Annotated in this window: 19 protein-coding genes and 1 pseudogene; 7 read left to right on the top strand and 13 right to left on the bottom strand. The window is 55.0% G+C overall.

Annotated features, from left to right (window positions below; translation table 11 throughout):
• Positions 1 to 193: 193 nt before the first annotated feature.
• A complete protein-coding gene (gene queA, locus AC2IAX_RS16920) occupies positions 194 to 1,339 on the bottom strand; it encodes a tRNA preQ1(34) S-adenosylmethionine ribosyltransferase-isomerase QueA (RefSeq protein ID WP_494388491.1) in 1,146 nt (381 codons plus the stop codon).
• A gap of 111 nt (positions 1,340 to 1,450) precedes the next feature.
• Between queA and AC2IAX_RS16915 the strand changes: the two genes are divergently transcribed.
• From AC2IAX_RS16915 to AC2IAX_RS16905, 3 genes are all read left to right on the top strand, one after another.
• Complete coding sequence (locus AC2IAX_RS16915; protein ID WP_099533415.1) at positions 1,451 to 1,840, top strand: hypothetical protein; 390 nt, start codon at positions 1,451 to 1,453, stop codon at positions 1,838 to 1,840.
• A 975-nt stretch (positions 1,841 to 2,815) separates the two neighbouring features.
• Positions 2,816 to 4,357 (top strand): carotenoid oxygenase family protein, encoded by a 1,542-nt coding sequence (locus tag AC2IAX_RS16910; protein WP_494388490.1) that lies wholly within the window; start codon positions 2,816 to 2,818, stop codon positions 4,355 to 4,357.
• A gap of 371 nt (positions 4,358 to 4,728) precedes the next feature.
• Positions 4,729 to 5,331 carry a superoxide dismutase gene (locus tag AC2IAX_RS16905; RefSeq protein ID WP_494388489.1) on the top strand — a complete coding sequence of 201 codons (603 nt, stop codon included), beginning with the start codon at positions 4,729 to 4,731 and terminating at the stop codon, positions 5,329 to 5,331.
• 3 nt (positions 5,332 to 5,334) lie between these two features.
• On the opposite strand, the gene AC2IAX_RS16900 is transcribed toward AC2IAX_RS16905, so the two are convergent.
• The 4 genes from AC2IAX_RS16900 to ccmP all read right to left on the bottom strand — a co-directional run bounded on the left by AC2IAX_RS16900 (position 5,335) and on the right by ccmP (position 9,389).
• A complete protein-coding gene (locus AC2IAX_RS16900; protein WP_494388488.1) occupies positions 5,335 to 5,625 on the bottom strand; it encodes a hypothetical protein in 291 nt (96 codons plus the stop codon).
• A gap of 235 nt (positions 5,626 to 5,860) precedes the next feature.
• The gene (locus tag AC2IAX_RS16895; protein ID WP_494388487.1) at positions 5,861 to 7,462 is read right to left on the bottom strand and encodes a M10 family metallopeptidase C-terminal domain-containing protein; all 1,602 of its coding nucleotides are present in this window, start codon (positions 7,460 to 7,462) and stop codon (positions 5,861 to 5,863) included.
• A 484-nt stretch (positions 7,463 to 7,946) separates the two neighbouring features.
• The gene (locus AC2IAX_RS16890; protein ID WP_494388486.1) at positions 7,947 to 8,711 is read right to left on the bottom strand and encodes a pentapeptide repeat-containing protein; all 765 of its coding nucleotides are present in this window, start codon (positions 8,709 to 8,711) and stop codon (positions 7,947 to 7,949) included.
• A 9-nt stretch (positions 8,712 to 8,720) separates the two neighbouring features.
• Positions 8,721 to 9,389, bottom strand: coding sequence for a beta-carboxysome protein CcmP (ccmP, locus tag AC2IAX_RS16885; protein WP_494388485.1), 669 nt, complete (start codon positions 9,387 to 9,389; stop codon positions 8,721 to 8,723).
• Between the two features lie 248 nt (positions 9,390 to 9,637).
• On the opposite strand from ccmP, the pseudogene AC2IAX_RS16880 reads away from it, so the two are divergent.
• Together AC2IAX_RS16880 and rimM are read left to right on the top strand one after the other, a co-directional pair.
• Positions 9,638 to 10,528 (top strand): annotated as a pseudogene (locus AC2IAX_RS16880) (methylenetetrahydrofolate reductase); the annotation flags it as partial.
• A 209-nt stretch (positions 10,529 to 10,737) separates the two neighbouring features.
• Positions 10,738 to 11,286 carry a ribosome maturation factor RimM gene (rimM, locus tag AC2IAX_RS16875; RefSeq protein WP_494388484.1) on the top strand — a complete coding sequence of 183 codons (549 nt, stop codon included), beginning with the start codon at positions 10,738 to 10,740 and terminating at the stop codon, positions 11,284 to 11,286.
• A 215-nt stretch (positions 11,287 to 11,501) separates the two neighbouring features.
• Here the strand turns inward: rimM and AC2IAX_RS16870 are convergent, their stop codons facing one another.
• The 8 genes from AC2IAX_RS16870 to AC2IAX_RS16835 form a co-directional block, all read right to left on the bottom strand.
• Complete coding sequence (locus AC2IAX_RS16870) at positions 11,502 to 13,631, bottom strand: PhnD/SsuA/transferrin family substrate-binding protein (protein WP_494388483.1); 2,130 nt, start codon at positions 13,629 to 13,631, stop codon at positions 11,502 to 11,504.
• 130 nt (positions 13,632 to 13,761) lie between these two features.
• Positions 13,762 to 14,163 (bottom strand): rhodanese-like domain-containing protein, encoded by a 402-nt coding sequence (locus AC2IAX_RS16865; RefSeq protein WP_494388482.1) that lies wholly within the window; start codon positions 14,161 to 14,163, stop codon positions 13,762 to 13,764.
• A gap of 110 nt (positions 14,164 to 14,273) precedes the next feature.
• Positions 14,274 to 15,080: an ABC transporter permease gene (locus AC2IAX_RS16860; RefSeq protein ID WP_494388481.1), complete on the bottom strand. Its 807-nt coding sequence runs from the start codon at positions 15,078 to 15,080 to the stop codon at positions 14,274 to 14,276.
• A gap of 203 nt (positions 15,081 to 15,283) precedes the next feature.
• The gene (locus tag AC2IAX_RS16855; RefSeq protein WP_494388480.1) at positions 15,284 to 16,606 is read right to left on the bottom strand and encodes an ABC transporter substrate-binding protein; all 1,323 of its coding nucleotides are present in this window, start codon (positions 16,604 to 16,606) and stop codon (positions 15,284 to 15,286) included.
• Positions 16,603 to 17,589 (bottom strand): ABC transporter ATP-binding protein, encoded by a 987-nt coding sequence (locus AC2IAX_RS16850; RefSeq protein ID WP_494388479.1) that lies wholly within the window; start codon positions 17,587 to 17,589, stop codon positions 16,603 to 16,605. Before AC2IAX_RS16850 ends, AC2IAX_RS16855 begins: the two co-directional genes overlap by 4 nt.
• Positions 17,586 to 18,824 carry an acyl-CoA dehydrogenase family protein gene (locus AC2IAX_RS16845; RefSeq protein ID WP_494388478.1) on the bottom strand — a complete coding sequence of 413 codons (1,239 nt, stop codon included), beginning with the start codon at positions 18,822 to 18,824 and terminating at the stop codon, positions 17,586 to 17,588. The genes AC2IAX_RS16850 and AC2IAX_RS16845 overlap by 4 nt, the downstream gene beginning before the upstream one ends.
• 87 nt (positions 18,825 to 18,911) lie before the next feature.
• Entirely contained in the window at positions 18,912 to 19,439 is a 528-nt protein-coding gene (locus AC2IAX_RS16840) for a DUF4242 domain-containing protein (protein WP_494388477.1), read from the bottom strand.
• Between the two features lie 305 nt (positions 19,440 to 19,744).
• Positions 19,745 to 20,662, bottom strand: a complete 918-nt coding sequence (locus AC2IAX_RS16835) for a sulfurtransferase (RefSeq protein WP_494390424.1) — start codon at positions 20,660 to 20,662, stop codon at positions 19,745 to 19,747.
• Between the two features lie 209 nt (positions 20,663 to 20,871).
• On the opposite strand from AC2IAX_RS16835, the gene AC2IAX_RS16830 reads away from it, so the two are divergent.
• Complete coding sequence (locus AC2IAX_RS16830; protein WP_494388476.1) at positions 20,872 to 21,066, top strand: hypothetical protein; 195 nt, start codon at positions 20,872 to 20,874, stop codon at positions 21,064 to 21,066.
• Positions 21,063 to 22,208, top strand: coding sequence for a glycosyltransferase (locus AC2IAX_RS16825; protein ID WP_494388475.1), 1,146 nt, complete (start codon positions 21,063 to 21,065; stop codon positions 22,206 to 22,208). The genes AC2IAX_RS16830 and AC2IAX_RS16825 overlap by 4 nt, the downstream gene beginning before the upstream one ends.
• The last annotated feature ends 287 nt before the right edge of the window (positions 22,209 to 22,495 follow it).

Genomic DNA, 22,495 nt, shown 5'->3' with positions numbered 1-22,495 from the left:
ATTTGGGCCTGAGATTTTGATGTGCCTAGGGATTTGGAAGGAGATTTTGGCCGGGAATCCCTAGGTTTACAAGGAATGGGAAAACAAACGAATTGACAGGGCGTTGGAGAAAAACCGGCTCAGGCAGAGATTGGAATGGAATGAGGAGATGGCTGCCGAATCTGGACTGGTCTTGCCACCAGTCTACCGCTGATTATTCCTTTCTCTCGAAACGGGGGGCGATGCAAGCATCCGGCAGCAGCAACATTGCATCTCCAAAGGAATAGAACCGGTAGCGATCGGGGTAGGGATCCGCTGGCGCATCCAAGGCGGCCTGGTATAGCTCCAAGAGACGGGCCCGCCCCACGAAAGCCCCCACCAGCATCATCAAGCTCGATCGGGGTAAGTGGAAATTGGTGATCAGACCATCCACCACCCGCCATTGATAGCCGGGATAAATAAACAGATCTGTTTTGCCGCAAAACGCTTCCACTTGGCCATGGCGGGCGGCGGACTCCAGGGTTCGCACCGCCGTTGTGCCCACCGCAAACACCCGACCGCCATTGGCCCGAGTTGTCCGAATTTTTTCGGCCACCTCCTCCGACAGCAGGGCCCATTCCTCATGCATTTTGTGGGCGGTGATGTCTGGGCTGGCCACGGGCCGAAACGTTCCCACGCCCACATGCAGCGTCACGAAAGCCCGCCCTACACCAGCGGCACTCAGGCGATCGAGTAATTCCGGGGTGAAGTGCAGGCCGGCCGTGGGAGCCGCCGCCGAGCCGGGATCGCGAGCATAAACCGTTTGGTAGCGATCGGGTGGGGCCGCCGAATCGGTAATGTAGGGCGGCAGCGGCATTTCGCCCCAAGCATCCAGAATTTCTAGCAGGGAGTTGACCCCTGGCGGCAACTGAAATCGCAGCAGGCGGCCCCCCGTGTTCCGGTCAACGGCCACCACTTCAGCAGATAGCCTGGGGGCTGCCGGGTTTGTCTGCGCCGCGCCAGGCGGTGGGTCAAATTCAATTTGAGTTCCCACCAGCAGTCGCTTGCCGGGCCGCACCAGGGCCAGCCAGCGATCGGGCGATCTCGCTTCCAGCAACAGCACTTCCACCGCCGCTCCGCTGGCCTTGTGGCCATGGAGCCGAGCTGGAATCACGGAAGAATCATTCATCACCAACAGATCGCCGGGTCTTAAGAATTCCGGCAAATCGCAAAACTGTTGGTGCACAATCTCGTGGGGCGAGGTGGCCACCAGCAATCGCGATCGATCGCGGGGTTCTCGCGGATTTTGGGCAATTCGATCATTGGGTAGCTCGTAGTGATAGCCATCCAGCGATCGATCTAGGTCGTTGATGTATCCCATAAAAAGGGAATAGTCACGTTTTGTAAGAATCGCTTAAGATTTTAAGTCAAGAAACGTAAATCTTGAGAGAATATTAAATGTATCGATCGCTTGGAAATCCAAGCTCGGGCCATGGAATACCTCTACCGCTTCGCCAACGCCAGTCTAACGCTCCGAGCGATCGAGCATGTCAGCACCTCCTGGCGCTCCTCCCTGCAATTTGTCACCGTTCTCCATCAGATTGACGGATGGATTTTGCGTCTCAAGTTGTTTTCGCCGCTCATTTCCAAAGCTCATCTCGATTTACAAGCCTTTTTGCAAGAATTAGGCTCGCCTTACTTGCCCTCGCCGCAGCTCAAAGTTGTGCTCTGGAGTCTTGAATTGGGTCAATCTCCTATTTCCGTCATGGAACGTCATCAGGTAGCCGTCATTTCCCACGGTCGCCCGGACAAGGAAGAAATAGAGGAATTCTGCAAGCAATTTATTGCTGGTTTGGGTTACTGCCCTGCAACCCTTGCTTGATGAAGAGGCTATTGTCTTTTCTATCAGGGCCAAAGCGGCTGATGTTTCTTGAAGCTCAAACCTGAAGGACAGCCACTTTGCTCCCTGATTTTTAGGTTCAGGAATTGTGGTCTCTGCTCTCCAAATGATTGCTAAGAATCAGGAAAGTTGGGACAAATCCCGGAAACCCCAAAAAGACCCCAAAAAGATTGATCAATCAATAAATACTGGGGATGAATAATTGTCATGGGCGATCGCAACGATCCCCAAGGATGATAACTAACTCACCCCCTGCCCATAGCTATCTAAAAGATCAGCACCAAATGCTGAACGGTATCGACTAAGATTCATGATCGAAGTCATTTGCTAAATCAAAAAACAACTTAATCATTGCCTTGATTGTTTTTGAAAATTGACTAATTTAATCTAGTTTACAGCCTTTACCTCAAACGATTGGTACGTCAGATCGCAGATGATACGAAGCTGTTAGTCGGTGGGCATTGCTCACCCTACAGTCTGCTGTACTTATTAAGCGAGGTAAGGGCTGTATGATTAAAATCTGATTATCAAAACTCATAAAAGCTCATGAAAATAAATTGATAAAAATCAAATCAAAATCAAATCAAAATGGTTGAATTTGAATAATTAGATCAAGACAAAGACCAAGCAAAGGAAACAAAAAAACACCTAAAAATCTTTAATAAACATCTGGAATGCCTACAAGATCAATTTTGACCTGCAACAAAATTTATTTGATCGCGATTTGCACCAATAGGGGTTAATTGCCCGAGAATTGCCGGTTCTGCGCGGTTCCAGACAAGACAGACCATTAGACTAGAGAAGCAAGCCTGACGGATTGGGCATTGGAACGATCGCCCTGGGTGATTGTGCATTGTAATTGTGCATTGCGGTCACCCATGGGCCGCGATCGCTCCGAAATTGGTCGCCCGATCGGGTCTTTTGCAACCGCCACCCAACTCGATTTGATCGCGATCCATGCAAAGCCTTGAAACGAAAACCTCATCAAAACCAGTGTCCTATAGTCTCGCGGACTGGCAGCGGGGCTATGAATCTCAACCCCAAGAATTTGAGACCTGGATTGATGACATTGAAGGGGAAATTCCCCACAACCTCACCGGCACGCTGTTTCGCAATGGCCCCGGCCTGCTGGATGTGGCTGGCGAGCCGATCGGACATCCCTTTGATGGGGATGGGATGATTTGCCAAATTACCTTCCAAAACGGCCGCGCCCATTTTCGCAATCGGTTTGTGCGCACCGAAGGCTATTTGGCCGAACAGGCCGCCGGCAAAATTCTCTATCGCGGCGTGTTTGGCACGCAAAAGGCCGGCGGTTGGCTGGCGAATTTGTTGGATCTGAAGATTAAAAATATTGCCAACACCCATGTGATGTATTGGGCCGATCGACTCTGGGCCCTGTGGGAAGCGGCTGAACCCCACCGTTTGGATCCAGAAACCCTGGAGACGATCGGGCTGGATTCGATCGATGGCCTGCTGAAGCCCGGCGATGCCTTCGCCGCCCATGCCCGCATTGATCCTGGCACGGTTCCCGGCGCGGCCGAAACAGACACCGGAGCCAACCGCTGGGCCATGAGTCCCAACTCGGCGGGCGATCGGCGCTTCGTGAACTTTGCCGTGAAGCCCGGCCTTTCCACCAACATCACAATCTATGAATTAGACGAAGCGGGAAAACTCGCCAGCCGCCAAACCCGCAGCGTGCCGGGATTCGCCTTTTTGCATGATTTCGCCATCACTCCCCATTGGTGCATCTTTTTCCAAAATCCCGTCAAATTCAATCCGCTGCCTTTCATGCTGGGGTTCAAAGGGGCGGGGCAATGCCTGGAATTTGACCCCAAACAACCCACTCGGGCCCTGCTGATTCCTCGGGATCCAAGCCAGGCGGTGCGCGTGCTGGATGTGCCGCCTTGCTTTGTGTTTCACCACGGCAACGCCTTTGAAAGCTCCGATGGTCAACAAATCACGATCGATTCCGTTTGCTATGACTCGTTCCCAACCCTGGAGCCGGGTGCAGACTTTCGATCGGTTGATTTTGGCAGCCTGCCAGAGGGACAACTTTGGCGGTTTGAAATGGACTTGACCACCGATGTAGTGCAATCGCGCTGCATCGAAAGTCGTTGCTGTGAATTTCCCAGCCTGCACCCCCACGCCGTGGGCCATGAACATCGCTATCTATACATCGGGGCAGCCCGATCGCCCCAAGGCAATGCACCCCTGCAAGCGGTGTTGAAATTGGATTTGCAAACGGGCGATCGGGCCCTGTTTGACCTGGGCGCGCGGGTTTTTGGCGGTGAACCGCTGTTTGTCCCTAATCCCCAAGCCACCCAAGAGGATGATGGTTGGGTGTTGCTGCTGGCCTACAATGCCGAGCGCCACGCCTCCGATCTGATCATCCTGGCGGCTCAGGATCTGTCCCTGGTGGCTCGGTTGAAACTCAAGCACCATGTTCCTTATGGTCTGCATGGCAGCTTTGTGCCCCAGGTGTTTGGAATTCCCGCCTAGAGAAGAAATCGCAAATTCGAGATCCCAGACCAGATCTCGAAAACCCCGATCGACTGGGCTGAACCATTTGCGCTGGGTCATTTGCGCTGGGTCATTTGCGCTGGGTCATTTGCGCTGGGTCATTTGCGCTGGGTCATTACCTAGCCAAGACCCAGCCCGGTGAACGGTTTCAACCCATCGGCCAAGACCAACCAGCAAACTTGTCCCTGCACGGGATGCACAGATTTTGCGATACCCTAGAGGGCGGCTGTTTTGCTCGCCAGAAGTTGTTTTAATCGGCTGGCCGGTGGCGTGCGATCGCCCCAGTCTGCCGCCAACAACCGTGCAATCGCCAAGAACCGAGAGAAGCACCAAGAGAAAGCACTGCAATCATGGCTTACCAACTTCCTGCCCTGCCCTACGATTACACGGCGCTGGAACCCTACATCAGCAAGAACACCCTGGAGTTCCACCACGACAAGCACCACGCCGCCTACGTTACCAACTACAACAAGGCCGTTGAAGGGACTGAGCTGGACGCACAGCCGATCGAAGACGTAATCAAAGCCATTGCTGGTGATGCATCCAAAGCCGGCATCTTCAACAACGCTGCCCAAGCCTGGAACCACAGCTTCTACTGGAACTGCATTAAGCCCAACGGCGGCGGCCAACCGACCGGCGCGCTGCTGGACAAAATTGTGGCTGACTTTGGCAGCTTTGATGAATTCGTGACCCAATTCAAAGCCACTGGGGCGACCCAATTCGGTAGCGGCTGGGCTTGGTTGGTGCTCGATAACGGCACGCTCAAGGTGACCAAAACCGGCAATGCCGAAAACCCCATGACCGCCGGCCAAACTCCCCTCCTGACCATGGATGTTTGGGAACATGCCTACTATTTGGATTACCAAAATCGCCGTCCTGACTACATCAGCGATTTCGTCACCAAGCTGATCAACTGGGACTTTGTGGCTGAAAACTTCGCCAAAGCGGCCTAGTTGTTACCTCCGAACCTTTGGGTTCTTGAATCTTTCCGATGATTCAGCCCCCAATGGGTTAAACGCTTTTTCCTTTGCCTGTTTGGTTACAGGTTTGGCAAAAGGTTGATCTGCTGAATCATCTGAATCATCCCTGGCCGACCCAAGATAGTTTGGGTCGGCATTATTTTGGTTTTTCCCGAAGGCCGAATTCCAATCACCCTGAACAATCAATCCTGGTGAAAAATGACCTGAAAAAAAACGTCCCGCACCGCTCAGGCTTGGGACGCGTCGCTGAATTGTCGCATTTAACATAGCAGACGACGATCGCCCAAAGACGGATGCCAGTTGTTTGCAATCCTTAATTGGAAATCTTGGTCTTGCTATTTCGGCTGCCCTATGCCCGCAAAATAACCCTTTCAGCCGATCGAATCTGGTTAGACATTAGGGGTTAAATTCCGGGCAAAATTTCAAAGCGGGCAGCTCCCGCGCCCGATCGACCCGCGATCGACTCAGGTATCTGTGAGCCAATGATCCCGATCGATCGCGCTTAGGGAACCGGCGAGGCAATCAGGGCCGCCCCGATCGCATCAGCCCCCACGCCGGGCACAAAGGCTAAGAAAGCATTGCTGCTGCCCGCAATACTCATCATGGTTCCAGCCTGACCGTTGAGCGTAAAGGGCGCATAGGCCACCGCCGAGGGTGAGAATCCATCCGTCAGACCGATGCGATCGACCCCTGGGGTGAAGTCCGTCAGAATATCCGTCACTTCCGGCGTGGGTGCAGGGGTGCTCGTCCGCAACACGAAGATATCGGCTCCATCGCCACCGGTCAGTTGATCCCGTCCCCGATCGCCCGAAAGGATGTCGTCACCAGGGCCGCCAATCAACACATCAAACCCAAAACCACCCCGCAGCAGGTCATTGCCCGCCCCGCCATCAAGGGTATCGGGGCCAATCCGCCCGGAAATTTGGTCATTGCCCGCGCCCCCTTGCAAGACATTCGGCAAGGCATTGCCCAAAATTTCATCAGTCCCAGCGGTGCCAACCACGTTTTCCAGATTGGCCCCAATCCCAACTACCCAGCCGTAGCCCATGTCTTGGTAGTCGGGGCCGTCCGGTTCGTTTTTGCCCTTGTAGATGCGTGCGCCCAAGGCAGCCCGCTCCGTCAAGCGGCCATTATCGATCAGATCAAATAGATAATCACCCGCCGGGAGAGCCGATGCGTCCACCGTGTCATTGCCCCCACCATCCCAAATCGCTTGCACCGTGCGTAGATTACTGGAATCCAGGCGATAGGTGGTGTTTTCTGCCCGTGAACCGCGATTGGTGCCATACATGAACTGCAAAGCGGCAATATCCAACGCCATCAGGGTTGAAGGATCCGCAAATCCCTTGTCCTGCTGTGCGTCGCCGTTGTAGCTCATGATCGTGTTCACGATGTTATCGCGAGCCGAATCGAGAAACGGTTCTTCACCCGCGTTTTCTGCGGGTTGGCCAGGATCCTGGTTGGCGGTGGCGTTGTAGTTACCGGGGTGCTTCAGGCCCAAAGCGTGACCAATTTCATGGATTAGGGTTGAATAGCCATAGCTACCGGGGCCGGCGGTAAAGGCCGTGCTCGGGTCGCTGTTGTTTGCGGGCTGAAGGTGAACCACGCCGCCCCGATCGGGATTGCTGGGATAGTAGGCGTAAGCATTGCCTTCCGGCCCGGGCCCCTGGGAGTAGACGATCCGTACCTTGCTGTCTGCGGAGTCCGCGACTTCCACAAAATTCAGCGGCACAATTTCGCTGTAGTGGCGAAAGATGGCCCGCACGTTGTTCTTAACGGACTCTTCGACCTCTTGAATGTTGGTTTCATCCTGACTCGCGTTATAGGTGTTAACGGTGGCAGGGGAAATGAAGCTGTAGGTGATGGTGCCACCGGGGCCCACGGGCCACTTGTCGGGAGCGCCTGAGTCAGTGCTGGCAATGATGGTGTCTACTACGGGCGAACCGCTGCCGGCCGCTAGGGGGCGGATGGGAGCGGTGCTGCCGTTGGTGCTGCCGCCACCACGGGCCGATCGACAGGCCCGACAACTGCAACGGGAGGATTCATTAGCAGCGGGGAGAGAAGCGGGGGCGAGAACAGAGTCACTGAGAGAGAATGTGGGCATAAAAATAATGAACGGTTTAACATTCCTTCAACCATTCATTCATTTATAAGAACCCGCTCTGTGAATGCCAAGGTAAAAAGGAAAGTATTGCTAAAAGTGTTGCTATACATCAAAAAATGATTCCTAACTGATGCTCTATTCAGAGTTTTCATTAGACCTCTTGCATCAGTCACGATTCCTAGGTCGAGTCAATAGATCTCTTGCCTCAATCAAGCACCTCATCCCAAATCCCGCTCCCAGATCCCTGATTGACTGAAAAAACACTCAAACACTGGGTTATTCCGTAGGTTGGGTTGAGCTTTGCGAAACCCAACTCAATCACTGCAAGCCTTGCTGTTGTTGGGTTTCGTACCTCAACCCAACCTACGAGATGATCGTTAATCAGCCCATCTTGATCAGAGGGGGTTAATTCGTGCAAGAGGTCTAGTGGATCCAAAAAACTGGAGATCCCAAAAATTGGAGATTTTGTGGAGGAAATATCAGGCTAGGTTGTTGGCCACAGGGTGTCTAGGGTGATGCTGAGGCTCCAATCGGCATCGGTTAGTGAGGCTCCGCGTAGGTCGGCGCGACAGAGGTTCGCCCCGTGCAAGTTGGCCCCGCGCAGGTCGGCCCCTTGCAGGTTGGCATCGCTGAGATTAGCCCAGGCAAAGTCTGCACCAACGAGGCTGGCTCCGGATAGGTCGGCTTCGGCCAGTTGGGCGGCGGCCCAGTGGGAGCGATCGCCCCGTAATTCTCGGGCCTGGAGGCCATGGGCTTGCAGTTGCCCAAATTCTGCCCCCAAGACTAGGGATTGATCGAGCAGGGCCCCTTGTAAAATCGCCCCTTGGGCACGGGTGAAGGCCCAGGTCGATCGCGCCAGTTGTCCGCGACTGAGGTTGGCTCCCCGCAGATCGGCTTCGGTCAGGTTCACTCCGGCCCAACTCACATCGCGCAAGTCGGCTTGGCGAAGGTCGGCTTGGCAGAAGTTGGCCGCAATGGCTTGGCTGTGGCGCAACCGAATCCCTAAGCCCCGCATCCCGATCGCCCGTAAACCGAGGCCTTGCAGATGGGAACCGTTGGCCCCTTGTAAGTCGGCGCGATCGAGAATGGCTTGCTGAAGTTGGGCCCCGGCCAAGTCCCACTGGGGCAAACTCCAACCGCTCAGATCTGCACCGCGCAAGTCGGCGGGTCGATCGCCCTGTTGCGCTCGCCAATCGGCCCACTGTCGGGGCGATCGGGCCAAATACATGAGATCCGCTGCGTCTGCCACGATCGATTGCTACTCCTTTCGGGTCAGGAGCATCGGGGTGCGGCCATCGTTGCCATCATCCCGATCGCGTCCAGAAACATGGGCGATCGCATCCTCGACCGCTGCCACCGCCGCCAAAATATCTCGCTCTTCGCCACCGAGGTACATCCGCCCAAAGCTGCCCACCGCCGTGATGTGCAGAATATTGATCAACGCGGCCTTTTCCGCCTCGTTGGCGGCCAGGGCCGCATAGGCCGCCGGTTCCACCTCAAAAACATAGAGGGTTTGACCCGCCAGCAGCATGTTGCCTCGGCTGGTGCGGTTAATTAATTGCGCCTGGTGAGGATCAATATTGCGGATAATTTGGCTGGAGATGACACGGGGCTTCAGGCGATCGCTTTCCCGCACCCCTAGGGCCTGCAAAATGGCCCGGCCCGCTGTCAGGGTTTCCCCTTGGCGGCTGGAGTGAATTTCTAACAGGCCATATAACCGCTCCACAAACTGCACGCCGGGCCGCACGGAGGTAGCCTTGAGGGCCACATCGGTGATGCGGTTGATTTCAATCCCGGGCGATACTTCAATCCAAAGGGAACTGTCCCCCGGGAGCGGCAAGAAGCCGATCGCCACTGTGCCAATGTAGGCCGCATGTTGGGGTTGCAGGCGATCGAGATAAACGTAGCTTCGGAGTTCGATACCCAAGGAGGAGGCTGGCTTCCGCAGCGGGGGCAATGGCCGGAATCTGTGGGCAATCCACGGGCTTCATTGTGCCAAGGGGCCGGCCCCAACACAAGGCCGATCGCCCAAGGCAGGGAAACAGCGGGCGATCGGGCCCAAAAATTAGACTAGCTCGCCAAATCCCTCGCCAAAGGGAAGATTTGTGGGGGAAAACTTCCGGGTAGAATGTCGATCTATGCCTGCGCAATCCCTGTCTCTTGCGCCGTTAGTCAATGCCCGTGTTATCGCGTTTTCGTACTGCTGCCAGCGCTGGCACTTTTCTGGTGACCGCCGAGGTGATGCCACCGAAGGGCAGCGATGCCAGCCACATGGTGGCCATGGCCGAGCAGTTGCAACCTTGGGTTCATGCGGTGAACATCACCGACGGCAGCCGGGCTGTGTTGCGGATGTCTTCGTTGGCGGCCGCGAGCTTGCTGTTGCAACGGGGCATTGAACCCGTGTGGCAAGTGGCCTGTCGCGATCGCAACCGAATTGCCCTCCAAGCGGACTTGATGGGGGCCCATGCCCTGGGGATTCAGAACGTGCTGGCCCTCACGGGTGACCCGGTGAAGGCCGGTGATTTTCCCGAAGCCCGCAGCGTCTTTGACTGGGAAGCGGTGCGCCTGTTGGAAGCGGTGAAGCGACTGAACCAAGGGCAAGATGCGGCCGATCGCCCCTTGGAAAATAGCGGAACGGATCTGTTCGTCGGAGCGGCGGTGGATCCCCAATGCAAGAGCTGGTCGGGAGTGCAGCGGCGTTTTCAGCGCAAATTAGCTGCCGGGGCCCAATTTTTCCAAAGCCAATTGATCTCCGACTTCGATCGCTTGGATCAGTTCATGACCCAGGTGGCTGCCGGTTGCGGAAAGCCAATTTTGGCGGGGATCTTTCTGCTGAAATCAGCGAAAAATGCGGAATTTATCAACCGCAATGTGCCCGGCGTAGAAATTCCGCAGCATTTGATCGATCGCCTGGCTCGGGCCCAAGACCCCTTGCGCGAGGGCATGGCGATCGCCGCTGAACAGGTGGCCATGGCCCGCCAAATTTGTCAGGGAGTCCATATGATGGCGGTGCGCCGCGAGGACTTAATTCCCGAAATTTTGCAGATGGCTGGTTTGGAACCCGTGACCCCGCCCGCCCAACCGATCGACAGCAATGGCCAAACTAACGGCCATGCCCATAGTCGTCCCAACAACCATTCAGACAGCCCCTTAGGCAGCCAGCCAACCGATCAGGCCACCGATCAGGCCACCGATCAGATCACCGATCAAACCACCGGCCAAGCCACCGGCAATAGTTCATCCCCTTCCTTTACCCCTACCTCCCCTTTGCATCCATGAGCACCCCTGATGATTGGCTTGAAGTGGGCAAAATTGTTGCCCCCCAAGGTCTGCGGGGGGAACTGCGGATCTATCCCGACTCCGATTTTCCAGAACGATTTATGGAGCCGGGCCAGCGCTGGTTGTTGCCGCCGGGGGCCAAGCTGGGGCGGGACGAACCCCAACCGGTGCGCCTGTTGAGCGGCCGATATCTGAATAAGCAAAATCTGTATGTGGTGCGGTTTGCGGAAGTGGTCGATCGCACCAGTGCCGAAAACCTCCGGGGAGCCAAGTTGCTAGTTTCGGCCCACAGCCGCCCTCCCTTGGAAGCGGGGGAATATCACCTGATGGACTTGATGGGAATGGAGGTGTTTGATCAGGTGCAACAGGTTTCGATCGGGCAAGTGGTGGGCCTGGCAACCGCTGCTCAGGATCTGTTGCAAGTGCAACTCACGGACTCGGAGCAGGTGATTTTGATTCCCTTTGTGGATGAAATTGTCCCGATCGTTGATCTGACAACCAAGCGCTTGGAAATTGTGCCTCCCCCGGGTCTTTTGGATTTGTAATTCCAAAGGATCGATTTAACCCGAAATCTGCCCGAAATTTGCGGGCGATCGGTGGTTATTTCGGCTGCGATTAGGGCCTGTCGTCATTTCACCCAAAACCCTGGATCTGCCGTTAGCAGATCGTGGGGGGCAAGGGGCTTAAGCCCCTTGTCTGGGTTGATTAGGGTATGGAAGATCAACCGTTTTCACGGGATTCCAGGAAATGACAACAGATCCTAAAGCGCTTCCGCCAGTTCCGGCGCGGGCAATTGAGAAGTGATTGTCAAGCCCGCGCGTCGGGGCAGCCGAATTTCAAAACCCGTTCCTTGACCCGGTGCAGACTGGCAACTGAGCCGACCATGGTGTTGCTCCACCACAATTTGATAGGCGATCGAGAGGCCTAAACCAGTGCCCTGACCGATCGGCTTTGTGGTGAAAAAGGGGTCAAAAATGCGCGATCGCACCTCTGGATTAATGCCCGTGCCGTTATCGGTAATTTTAACCACCACCTCATGATCTTCCACAACCGTTTGAATGGTGATTTTGGGAACGAGTTTCACAGAATCCTCGCGATCGGAAACCCCATAGGCCAACGGCTGAAACTGACTTTCAAGGGCATCAATTGCGTTGCTGAGTAAGTTCATAAAAACCTGGTTCACTTGCCCGGGATAGCACTCCACCAGCGGCAAATCACCATATTGGCGATCGATTTGAATCTCTAAGCCCTTTAAAGAGGGTAAGAGTCGATGCTGCAAAATCAACAGCGTACTTTCCAAGCCTTCATGTAAATCCACTGCCTTCATCTCCGCTTCGTCAACCCTTGAAAAATTACGCAGAGACAGGGCTAGCGATCGAATGCGATCGGTGCCGGTCTTCATCGAGGTAATCAGCTTGGGTAAGTCAGTCTGAATAAAATCTAGATCGAGTTGATCAAGGATTTCTTCTTGCAAATGAGGCGATTCTTGGTGTTTTTTTAGAAGTTGAATAATCTTCACCAGCTCCGAAGCATACTCTTCGAGATAGCGCATATTGCCATAGATAAAACTGACAGGATTATTCAATTCATGGGCAATTCCCGCCACTAACTGACCGAGGCTCGACATTTTTTCTGCCTGAATGAGTTGGAGTTGGGTTGATTGCAACTCTTGCAAGGTGGCTTGCAGGGTTTGTGCCTTTTCTTGTAAATGGACTTTGGACGTTCGGAGCTGGTCTTCCACCTGTTTACGATTGGTAATATCGGTGTGGGAACCGGCCATGCGGTAGGGTCGCCCTTGATAGTTCCGTTGCAAGGTTCCTCGGCACAACACCCAGCGATAGGAACCATCACGATGTCGCAGGCGATATTCCAACTCCCATTGGGTTCGATCGCTAGCAAAAAATTGGCTTAAGGCCTGAGTGAATCGATCATGATCGTCGGGATGCAATCGAGCGAACCATTGATCCACATGGGGCGGAATGTCTGCGGGTTGATAGCCCAACAAAGCTGCCCAGCGATCGGAAAACAGCGTTCGGCCCGTTTCCACCATCCAATCCCACAGACCATCATGGGATCCCTTCACCGCCAGGGCAAAGCTCGCCGTGGTGCGCCCAAAGTCTCGATAGGGTGGCACTTGCAGCACCTGGAAACATTCATGCACTGACTGATAATTCAGGGGAATTGTCCAACCGGCAGCCCCAGCCGCTTGGGCCGCGGGCGCGTCAGCGGGCATCTGCAACAGCGCAATGGTCACCGCCTCCGCGATCGCCCGAGGAACCCTGGGCAAAACGGCAAAGGGCCACTCCGGATAAAGCCGAGTGCTGAGGGCAAAGGGCAACTCCGACGGCACAATCGCCGGAGGCGGCAGAATTTGAATGGTGCTTAAGTCCAGTGCCCCCGTGGCCGCGAGCTGTTCCAAAACATGGGTGCTGACGATTCCCACTTCTGCTTGGCCCGATTGCACGGCGGCCACCACCCGATCGTGGCTCCCCAAAAACTCCAGCGCCGCAAAATCTCGATAGGGATCGATCGCCGCTTCGACCAATTCCCGCCACGCCATCCGCCAGCCCCCCAGGGAGGTTTCCGCCACCGCCGCCACCGATCGCCCCTTCAAATCCGACAACTGAGTCATGGGCAGGTGATCGCGCCGACTAAAAATTGCGCCGCCAAATTCCGTTGCCGGTTTTCCCAATTGCAGCGTTTTCAAAGTGGCAATTCGGTTCAGGCCAAATTGCGTTTCAAATTCCACATACAGCCCCGGATTAACAATGGCAAACTGTACGGCTTGGCTGGCAATGGCTTGATGAATATCATCAAAGCTGAGGGGAACCATTGTAAATTCGCGACCAGAAACAACGGCCGATAAATAATCAGCCGTTGGTTGCCACATGAACTCAGCAATCTTTAATCCTCGGTTGGCTAACACCCCAATTTTGAGTGAAGTGCCAAATTCAGATTCTTCACCATCCCATTCAGGATTTTGGTGACTTGCCTCTCCAAAATTAAATGACTTTGCAGAACTAAATTGAATCGCTTTCATTCTTCACGACGGTTGGATAACCCGCTGCTTTCCAAGCTAAAATTCCTCCTCTCAGATGCACCAACGGTAGATTGCGATCGCGCAAGAGTCGTTGACCTCCTTCAGCCGATCGTCTGCCGCTGCGGCAATATAACACCACCGTTCCCAATTCAGCGCTCCAATCTAACCCGTTCAGTTGACTCAAGGGTTGCAAAACAGCGCCAGCAATATGCTCTGTCTCAAATTCCTGAAATTCTCGCACATCGATCAAGGTGATTTTTTGAGTCTTCAACCATTGGTCGAGTGTCTCGGGTGTGATTTCTGAAATTGCTTGTCCTGAAATGATTTCTTGAATACTCATGATATTTAGAATTGAGGATTGAGGTTTGTTGCAATCATTCAAAATCTTTCTGAAATTAGCTATTCAGAATGTCCAAAAAAGAATCAGCCTAAACATCGCAGTTTCTTTGTGGTTTCACTGACTATGGCTTGACTGAATTCTATCAACAGGGACTAGGAATAATGGGTGAGGCGATTGAGCGATCGCAACCCGGCATCCAGCCCATAGCCGATCGCGCCAATGGTCAAAATGGCCGCCATCAACTCGCTGTAGGCCAAGCGATCGCGTGTATCCAAAATGAAGTAGCCCAAGCCTGAGCTAACCCCTAACATTTCGGCGGGCACTAACACGATCCAAATCACGCCGACCGCGAGGCGTAGCCCCACCAGGAGATGTGGCCCGATCGCGGGCAAAATGACCCGGCCAATCACCTCCCAACGGGTTGCACAAAGGCTGCGGGCTAGCAACAACCAGCGCCGATCGACGCTATGCACTCCCGCCGCCGCATTCAGCAACACGGGCCAAACCGCCGCCACGGTGAGCAGAAAGTACACGGGCGCATCCCCAATCCCAAAGGCCATCACCGCCAGCGGCATCCAAGACAGGGGCGACACCATCCGCACAAACTGGAACAGAATAGACGTGCCCTGCTCCAGGGGCCGCCACAGCCCCAGGGCAATGCCAACGGGAATCCCAATCAGGGCGGCGGTGGCTAAGCCAATTACGACACGCCGCAAACTTGCGCCAATGTGGGGTTCCAAAGTGCCGTCACCCAGCAGTTTCAGGATGGTGGTGAGCGATTTTTCTGGTGAAAAGTCCCCCACGATCGCACCGGGATGCAACAGCGGGGACGTGAGCACCCACCACAACAGCAGCCCCAGCAGCAGGCCAAGCAAGGGGCTACTCACGATCCCCAACACGCCGCGAAGTTGTCGAGCAACGCCCGATCGCCCTGCTTTTTGCCACATTCCAACCGCCATGGCCGCTCAATCCCTCCAATGCCTAATGCTTGTCTTGACGATGCTGAATGAGTGGGGTCAATGGGTGGAATCGTTGGCCACCCTTCCCCTAAATCGGCGTGAATCGAGATCGGCATGACTCGGCATGACTGTGATCGGTCGATCGGGAACTGACCCGGCGAAATTGACACTGAAGCGAGCTGGATGGGGTGATCCCCAAAGCTTCAGAGCGCAATCGTTTCCTTGCGGGTCAGGTTTTCCGGCAGCCGGAAGGCAGCGGGGCCGCCCACCGCTGCCAGGGCCGCCTTCACCAAGGAGTCATCCACCAAATCTTGGGCCACCCATTCGGGGTCAAGATCCTGTAGAAACTGGGTTTCTCCTTCCACTTGGGTTTCCTTGAGCAGGCGCACCAGCTCAGCGGTGTAGGACGGAAAAGGATAGGGTTGAAAATCAATTCGATCGATTTGCCAATCGGGATGGGTGATCGCCCCTTGGGCTTGATAAACGGCTGGGTCATAGGCCGTTAGGGCCCGCATCAGGGCCGCTTTGGGATGAGGCGTATATTTGCCACCCTCCTTCGATAAAATTTCAGCCACGTCTGCGCGGTTTTCGCCGCTCCAATGCTGGGCCTTGACGATCGCCTGCACCACCCGCTGCGCCCAATCGGGATGCTGGGTGAGGTCGTCTTCATGCATCAGCACCACACAGCAGGCGTGATCCTTCCACACATCCCCGGTAAAGCGCAGAATTTTGCCTGTTTTGAGGTTTTCCGCCGCCGCGTTGAAAGGTTCCGCCACGATGTAGCCCGCGATCGCTTTGTTGGCGAGGGCCGAAACCATATCCGGTGGCGGCAGCACAATTAAATTCACCTCATTGGCGGCTACCTGGGCCTCTTTGGGCCGCCGCACCACCTTCAGTCCCGCTTTCTTCAGCAGTTGCTGTAGCACCACGTTGTGGATTGAATACCAAAAGGGCACAGCCACCTTGCGACCGCCCAGGTCTTCCAGGCGATCAATTTCCGGCAAGACGGTCAGGGCTGAACCATTGGTGTGATTCCAAGCCACAATCTTGGCCGGAAACTTGCGGCCATAGCGCAACCACAAGGTGGCGGGCATCAGGATATGGATGACATTGACCTGTCTGGCCAAAAACGCTTCGACCACCTGCGGCCAAGAGCGAAAGAGGGTTGGTTTTTCGGCCGTTAGTCCCTCCGCTTGGTATAGCTCGCGGGCATGGGCCACCAACAGGGGAGCCGCATCGGTGATGGGCAGGTAGCCAATTTTGACCGGGGGTTGGGCCGTTGGTGTCGCAGGGGCTGAAGCAGCGGGGCTAGATTGAGCGGGGCCTTGGGTTGGCTGGCAACCCCCGACGGCCAGGGTTGCCCCCAGGGAGGCTGAGAATAGTCCTGTGAGTTGCAGGAAATCTCGTCGGCTGAGGCCGCAGCAGTCGCAACCCAGGCCGGCTGTGGGGCCGCTGGCAAAGGGGGGCGCAATCCAATGGGGGGTGGCGCGGCTCGATCGAGCGCGGGCTTGGCGATCGCGCGTCATGGCTGCACACCTCCCGGGATCGAGGGCGGAACAACAGGGTCAATCACGGTTAACAACTCCTCTAAAATTTCGCGACGCAGGGCCCCTTGGGCGGCGGGATCTCGCAGGGAGCGATCGTTGGGGTCTGTGGGGGGCGATCGCAAAATCCACTGGCGACGAATCCGCCCGGGATTGCGATCCATCAACACCACCCGATCGCCCAGGGCCAAGGCCTCATCAATGTCGTGGGTGACCATTAACACGGCTGCTGGGTAGCGGGCGATCGCCTGAAGCAGCAACGCTTGCATCGATCGGCGCGTAATCGCATCCAAGGCGCTGAACGGCTCATCCAACAGCAGCAGTTCCGGTTGCCGCACCAAGGCCCGCGCCAGAGCCACCCGCTGCGCCATCCCTCCCGAGAGTTGGTGAGGGTAGGCCCGTTCAACGCCCCCTAAGCCAACGCTGGCTAAGGCTTCGGCCGCCCGCGATCGGGCAACTGCTTTGGCAATGGCCGGCATTCGCCGTAACTTCAAGCCCCAGGTAATGTTTTGGGTTACCGTTAACCAGGGCAGCAAGGCCGACCCCTGAAACACCATGCCCACCGATGGTTGTGGCTCTTGGATGGGTTGACCCTTCAGCCGCACTTCCCCTGCCGTGGCCCGTTGCAAACCGGCAATGGCCAACAGCAGCGAAGACTTGCCGCAACCGCTGGGGCCCAGCAGGCAAACCAACTCCCGAGGGCGAAGGTCGAGGTTAATTTGCGCGAAGGCCAGGACTCGATCGCGTCCTACTGGGTAGTGATGGGTTAACCCCCGCACGGTCAGCAATGGGCGATCCGTCTCCCGATCAGCGGCAGCGTTGGCGACACCGGGTTGAGGCGCGGTGGGTTGAGGCGCGGTCGATGGGGGCGATTGAAAAATTGAGGCATTGACGCGATCGGGTAATTCACCGGACTCCCACAGATCCGGCGATCGGCCCACGGTCACCGGCAGCAACTCACTCATCGCCTGACCTCCGATCGGGAGGGTGATCGACTCGCGGCGGCTTTGGCGATCGACGGTGGAATGGCCCCCGTAGCCAGAACGGGGGCAGCGGTCAGGGCTGTGCGGGAGGGGTTGTGGATCGTGGGGCTGATGGCTGGTTCGATCGCCGGGTCGATCGCGGTGGTGGGAGTGACGCGGGTCAGCTCCGTTTCCAGTTGCACCAAGCTGGGGGTGAGCACCGGCAAGAACGCCACTTCCCGCCAGCGCCGGGCCGTTGCATGGTCGTTGAGATAGGCCCCGCCCCCCTGAGCTTCCAACTCCAACGTGATGGCATCCACGGCCAGGCGGGTTAAGGCAATGCGGACTTCAAATAGATGTCGGGTTTCAGCGAAGGAAAACTCGGAGAGCGCCGCCAATTGCCGCAGTTGCGTGGCCAACTCGTCATAGCGGTGATCAAGCTGCTGCAAGGCTCCCCGCAAGACCTGCGATCGGGTTTGGAGCGTGTTGCGAATCGCCCGCCGAGCCGATCGAGCCTTGCCCAAACTCAAACCGCACTGCAACAGCAAGAATGCCGGTCGAATAGTCGGCAGAAACTGCCTTGCCCGATCGCTCAAAACCCAAGTGCGATCAACCTCCACCCCTTCTAGGGTTAAGGCCGCCGTGTTGGAACCACGCAGCCCCAACAAATCCAAATCCGCACTACGCGACAGGCCCGGGGTATTCGCCGGAATCACCGCCACGATCGCTTCCCCCTCAGGGGTTTCCGCCGCTACCGCCACCAAAAACTCACCCGGCACCAAATTAGAAGCCCAGGGCAAATGGCCATCCAGGCGTAACCGTTGCCCCTGCCAACGGGCTTGTACCCGCAAGGCCTCAATGCCGGCCAAGTGCTTCATGGCGTTCGATAAACCCGTCGCACCGAAGCGATCGGCCCGTACCACCTGGGGCAAAAGGGTTTGGCGCAACTTGTCGTTATCACTGGCCACCAAATATTCCGCAAAGGCTCGCTGGCACCAAAACACAAAGGCGCTGGTTAAGCAGTCCTCTGCCGTTTGGGCGATCGCCTCAATGGCATCCAAACGCGTGCCCCCCGTCCCGCCTTGGCGCTCGGGAATGCCCAGCCCGAGCCAGCCAACCGATGCCAACAACCGCAATGAGTTCCGACTGTCTTGGTAACCCTCGCCATCATTTACTGCTTGGGCTTGCTCCGCCAGCAAAGCCCGGATTGCCTGTGGATCGACAACACCAGTATTCACATCTATTGCCTACAGAATGATTGCCTACAAAATTACCGACCTAAATCGACCCTAAATTGGTCATTTTCCCGGGCATTAACCTGAGTCTTAGTCCAGCGTTTCCAGACTGGTGAGCCGATCGATGGGCGCACCCACCACTTCTCGCGCTTGCTTCACCGTTGCCTCATCGGGACTGTCATAAAAACAGAGGCATTTACTCAAGTCCTCGCAAACATAGGTTCGCTCAAAGGAAACCGTTGGAACTTGAGCATAAAGAGGAGATTTTTCAGCCTTGCGTTGCAAATACTTGTCCATCGTTAGCCCCGCTGGCAAATCCCATTCCACAAGGTAATTAGCCTTGTCCTTTTGGGTTCTAACGACAGTCAGGTCTTGCCCCACCAAGCGCACGGGTTTAACTAGTTCGATCGTCAGATTACTATTCAAAAAAGCCGCGCGTACTGATACTTCATCTTGGGCATTGAGGATGGCGAAGAGTCGAAAAAGATCCTTACCAATTTGTGCCTCAATCAATTCTGAATGGGTTGCCTGTGCAGCCTTCGATACTTGATCTAGGGCGGTGCGAATTTCATCCACATGCCGATTCAAAATCGATGCTTCAACCAAAAATAGCGCCATTTTTATCTCTCCTTGTTCTTCGGTTGGGGGCAATAATTGGCAGAAAATTCAGGCTGGCCGATTCATACAGCCTTGACCTAGAACGATTGGTGCGTCACATCACAGGTGGTATGAAGCAGTGAGTAAGCAGGCATTGCCTGCTCTACAGGCTTGAGCTAGGTAAAGGCTGTAATTTTGAATCAAGGGGCTTGGTCAATCAGTCCCTGATCAATGCTGATCAACGGGTTTAAGATTGACCAATTTTGACAATCGACCCAAAGAATCCAAATCCTGGACTGAATGTTCAGTCAACTTTGGATTAATTCCTAAGTGCGATCGGGGCCAGTTTCCACCGGTAAATCAGTGGTGCTGTACTCAGTCCAAGACCCTTCGTAAATACGCACATTGGGATAGCCCAAAAGATGCTTCAGCACTACATATTGCAAGGTAGCTTCCCGCCCAGTGCTGCAAGAAACAATGATTTGCTTGTCGGGAGTGATGTTACGGCTGGCCAGAATTTGCCGAATTTCATCCAAGGATTTCAGCTTGTGGGGATTCTTGAGCGCTTCCTGGGAATTGTTGGCTTCGGTAAAGGTGGGCCAAGGAATGTTTCTGGCACCGGGAATGTGACCGTTTCGCACCCAAAGGGGTTTTTCACCGCTGAATAATTCCGGAGGGCGCGGGTCAATGAAAACTACGTTGGGTTGACCAATTAATTTCCGCACATCGGCCAGGGCGACGCGAACGGAGGGATCGTCTTTGAGTTGGAATGTTTGCCGATCGTACCGGGGATATTCCTTCGTGACGGTTTGGCCCGAGGCCTGATAACCGGCAAAACCGCCATCCACGATCGCAATGTCTTTGACTCCCGATCGCTCCAGCAAGTAGGCCACCATGGTTGCGCCTAACACGTCATTGCCGTTGGAATAAACGGCGACCTTTTGGCGATTGTTAACCCCGGCTTTGCCAAAGAGCGATGCGATTTTTTCGTTGTCCCAATATTGCACCGGCAAAAAGCCATCGGGGCCGCGAAAGGCTAAATCCGCAATATGCACAGCGCCGGGAACATGGCCCCCGATGTAGTCCAGGGGCGAGTTGCGCACATCCAAAACGCGCAAGTTGGCATCACTCAAATGTTGGCTGAGCCACTGGGGTGACACAAATTCAATTTTCGCCTTGGGAGCATTGGCGACGGCGGGCAAGGCCCAAGTGGGCAACAACACCACAAGGGCGATCGCCAACATGCCCCACAGCCAGGTTGTGAAGTGCCAACGTCGAGACGCTCGTTTTGTCCAACGATCGCTGCCATTGATCCTGCCCATTTGTCGAAACCCTCATTTGCCCTTGAACTGCTTGGATCTATAAAGACCGGTTTTCCGATCGGATTACCGTTTAATGCAGTGCATAGTATCACCCCTGTTCTAAAAAGTCCACTTTCCCGATCGGGTTACCGATGATTGTCGAGAAACGATCGGGTCAAACGCTCCCGGCGGGAATTGTCCGGTTGGCTGAATCGTTGGCGGGCAAAGAGGGGAAAGTTAGGCTAGGCGATAATGGCCCCAGCCGATCGCCCCGTGGATTGGCCCCCGACCTGGGCCCGCTGCTTGGCCGGGTCGATCGCTCGTCGCTCATTGGTTTTTCATCGTGACCTCAGAACAACACCCCCGCCCCCAAACTCCCACCACGATCGCGGTTTTTTATCCGTTTTTTGCGGGTGGGGGAGCGGAAGCCGTGACCCTGTGGATGTTGAATGCGTTGCAGGCAGACTATGACTTGACATTATTTACACTGACCCCGATCGACCTCAATCGGTTAAATCAGCTCTATGGAACTCAACTGTCCGATCGGGTGCAAGTGCGCCATTGCATTCCAGCGCCCTTCAAGAATTTGGTGGAATTTCTAATCGCCAATAGTCAGTTTTTTCGTAAGTTTTTTTGCCACTTTTGCATCCGGTTCTTCAAGAAATTTAGTCGGCAATATAACTTGGCAGTTTCTGGCTACAACGCGATTGATTTGGGTTGCGATGGGGTGCAATATGTCCATTGGGTGGGTGTCTTAGAAAATCGGAATTTCTATTGGGTTTCGCAGTTTTCAGAAGCCAGAATGCGGCGCAATTGGTCGATCGCCAATTCACGGATGGTGGCCACGGTGACTCAGGAGCGGTATGGCGGCCAACCGGTGGTGGTTTATCCGCCCGTGGCTGTGGATGCGCCGACGGTGGCTTGGCCCGATCGCGAAGAAGCCTTTATCTGTAGTGGGCGCTTGACCAAAGCCAAGGAACCGCATCGGGTGCTGGAAATTTTGAAGCGGGTGCGCGATCAGGGTTTTCCGATCAAGCTCTATTTCACAGGCGGTGGTGGCGGGGTTTATGGTCAAAAATATCGGCAATTTTTACAACAAAAAATTGATGAAAATGCCGATTGGGTGACCCTTTACGAAAACTTGAGCTATGCCGATTATGTGAATGTGCTGTCCCGTTGCCGCTATGGACTCCACTGGAAAAAGGAACCCTTTGGCATTTCGATCGCGGAAATGGTGAAGGTGGGAACGATTCCCTTTGTGCGCGATCGGGGCGGTGGCCAGGTGGAAATTGTCGGAGAACAGAACAAAGAATTGATGTTCGCCAATGATGAGGAAGCGGTGGCTAGAATTGTGGCTCTGCTGTCCTCTTCGGAGCTGCAAAACCGAATGCGATCGGCCCTTGAAAAACAGGCTCAACTGTTTTCAACGGAGCAATTTTCCCAAGATATTCGGCAAGCCATTGAAACCTATTTGAAACAGCGTCCTTGATCGATATTTGATCAATACCTGAAAGGATGTCTGAGAGGATGTCTGAAAAGCCAAAATTGCTACTCTGTACGCCCCAGAGATCGATGTAGACAAGATGCTCAAGCCCCTTCTACGACAATTAATCTTCAGCCCATATTGAAAGATACTTCTCAGACATCCTCTGAAAAGTCGCGATCGCTCAGGCCAGGGTTGGGAGACCCAACCCCTACGGCGATCTGGTTTTCGTTGGTTGCGGGTCACGATCGGTTCTGTTTCGGTTTTCTCGTCCATTTCGCTGGGCCGACTGG

The organism is Limnothrix sp. HT2024 (assembly GCF_059138625.1).
This window is presented reverse-complemented; position numbering and strand designations above follow the sequence as displayed.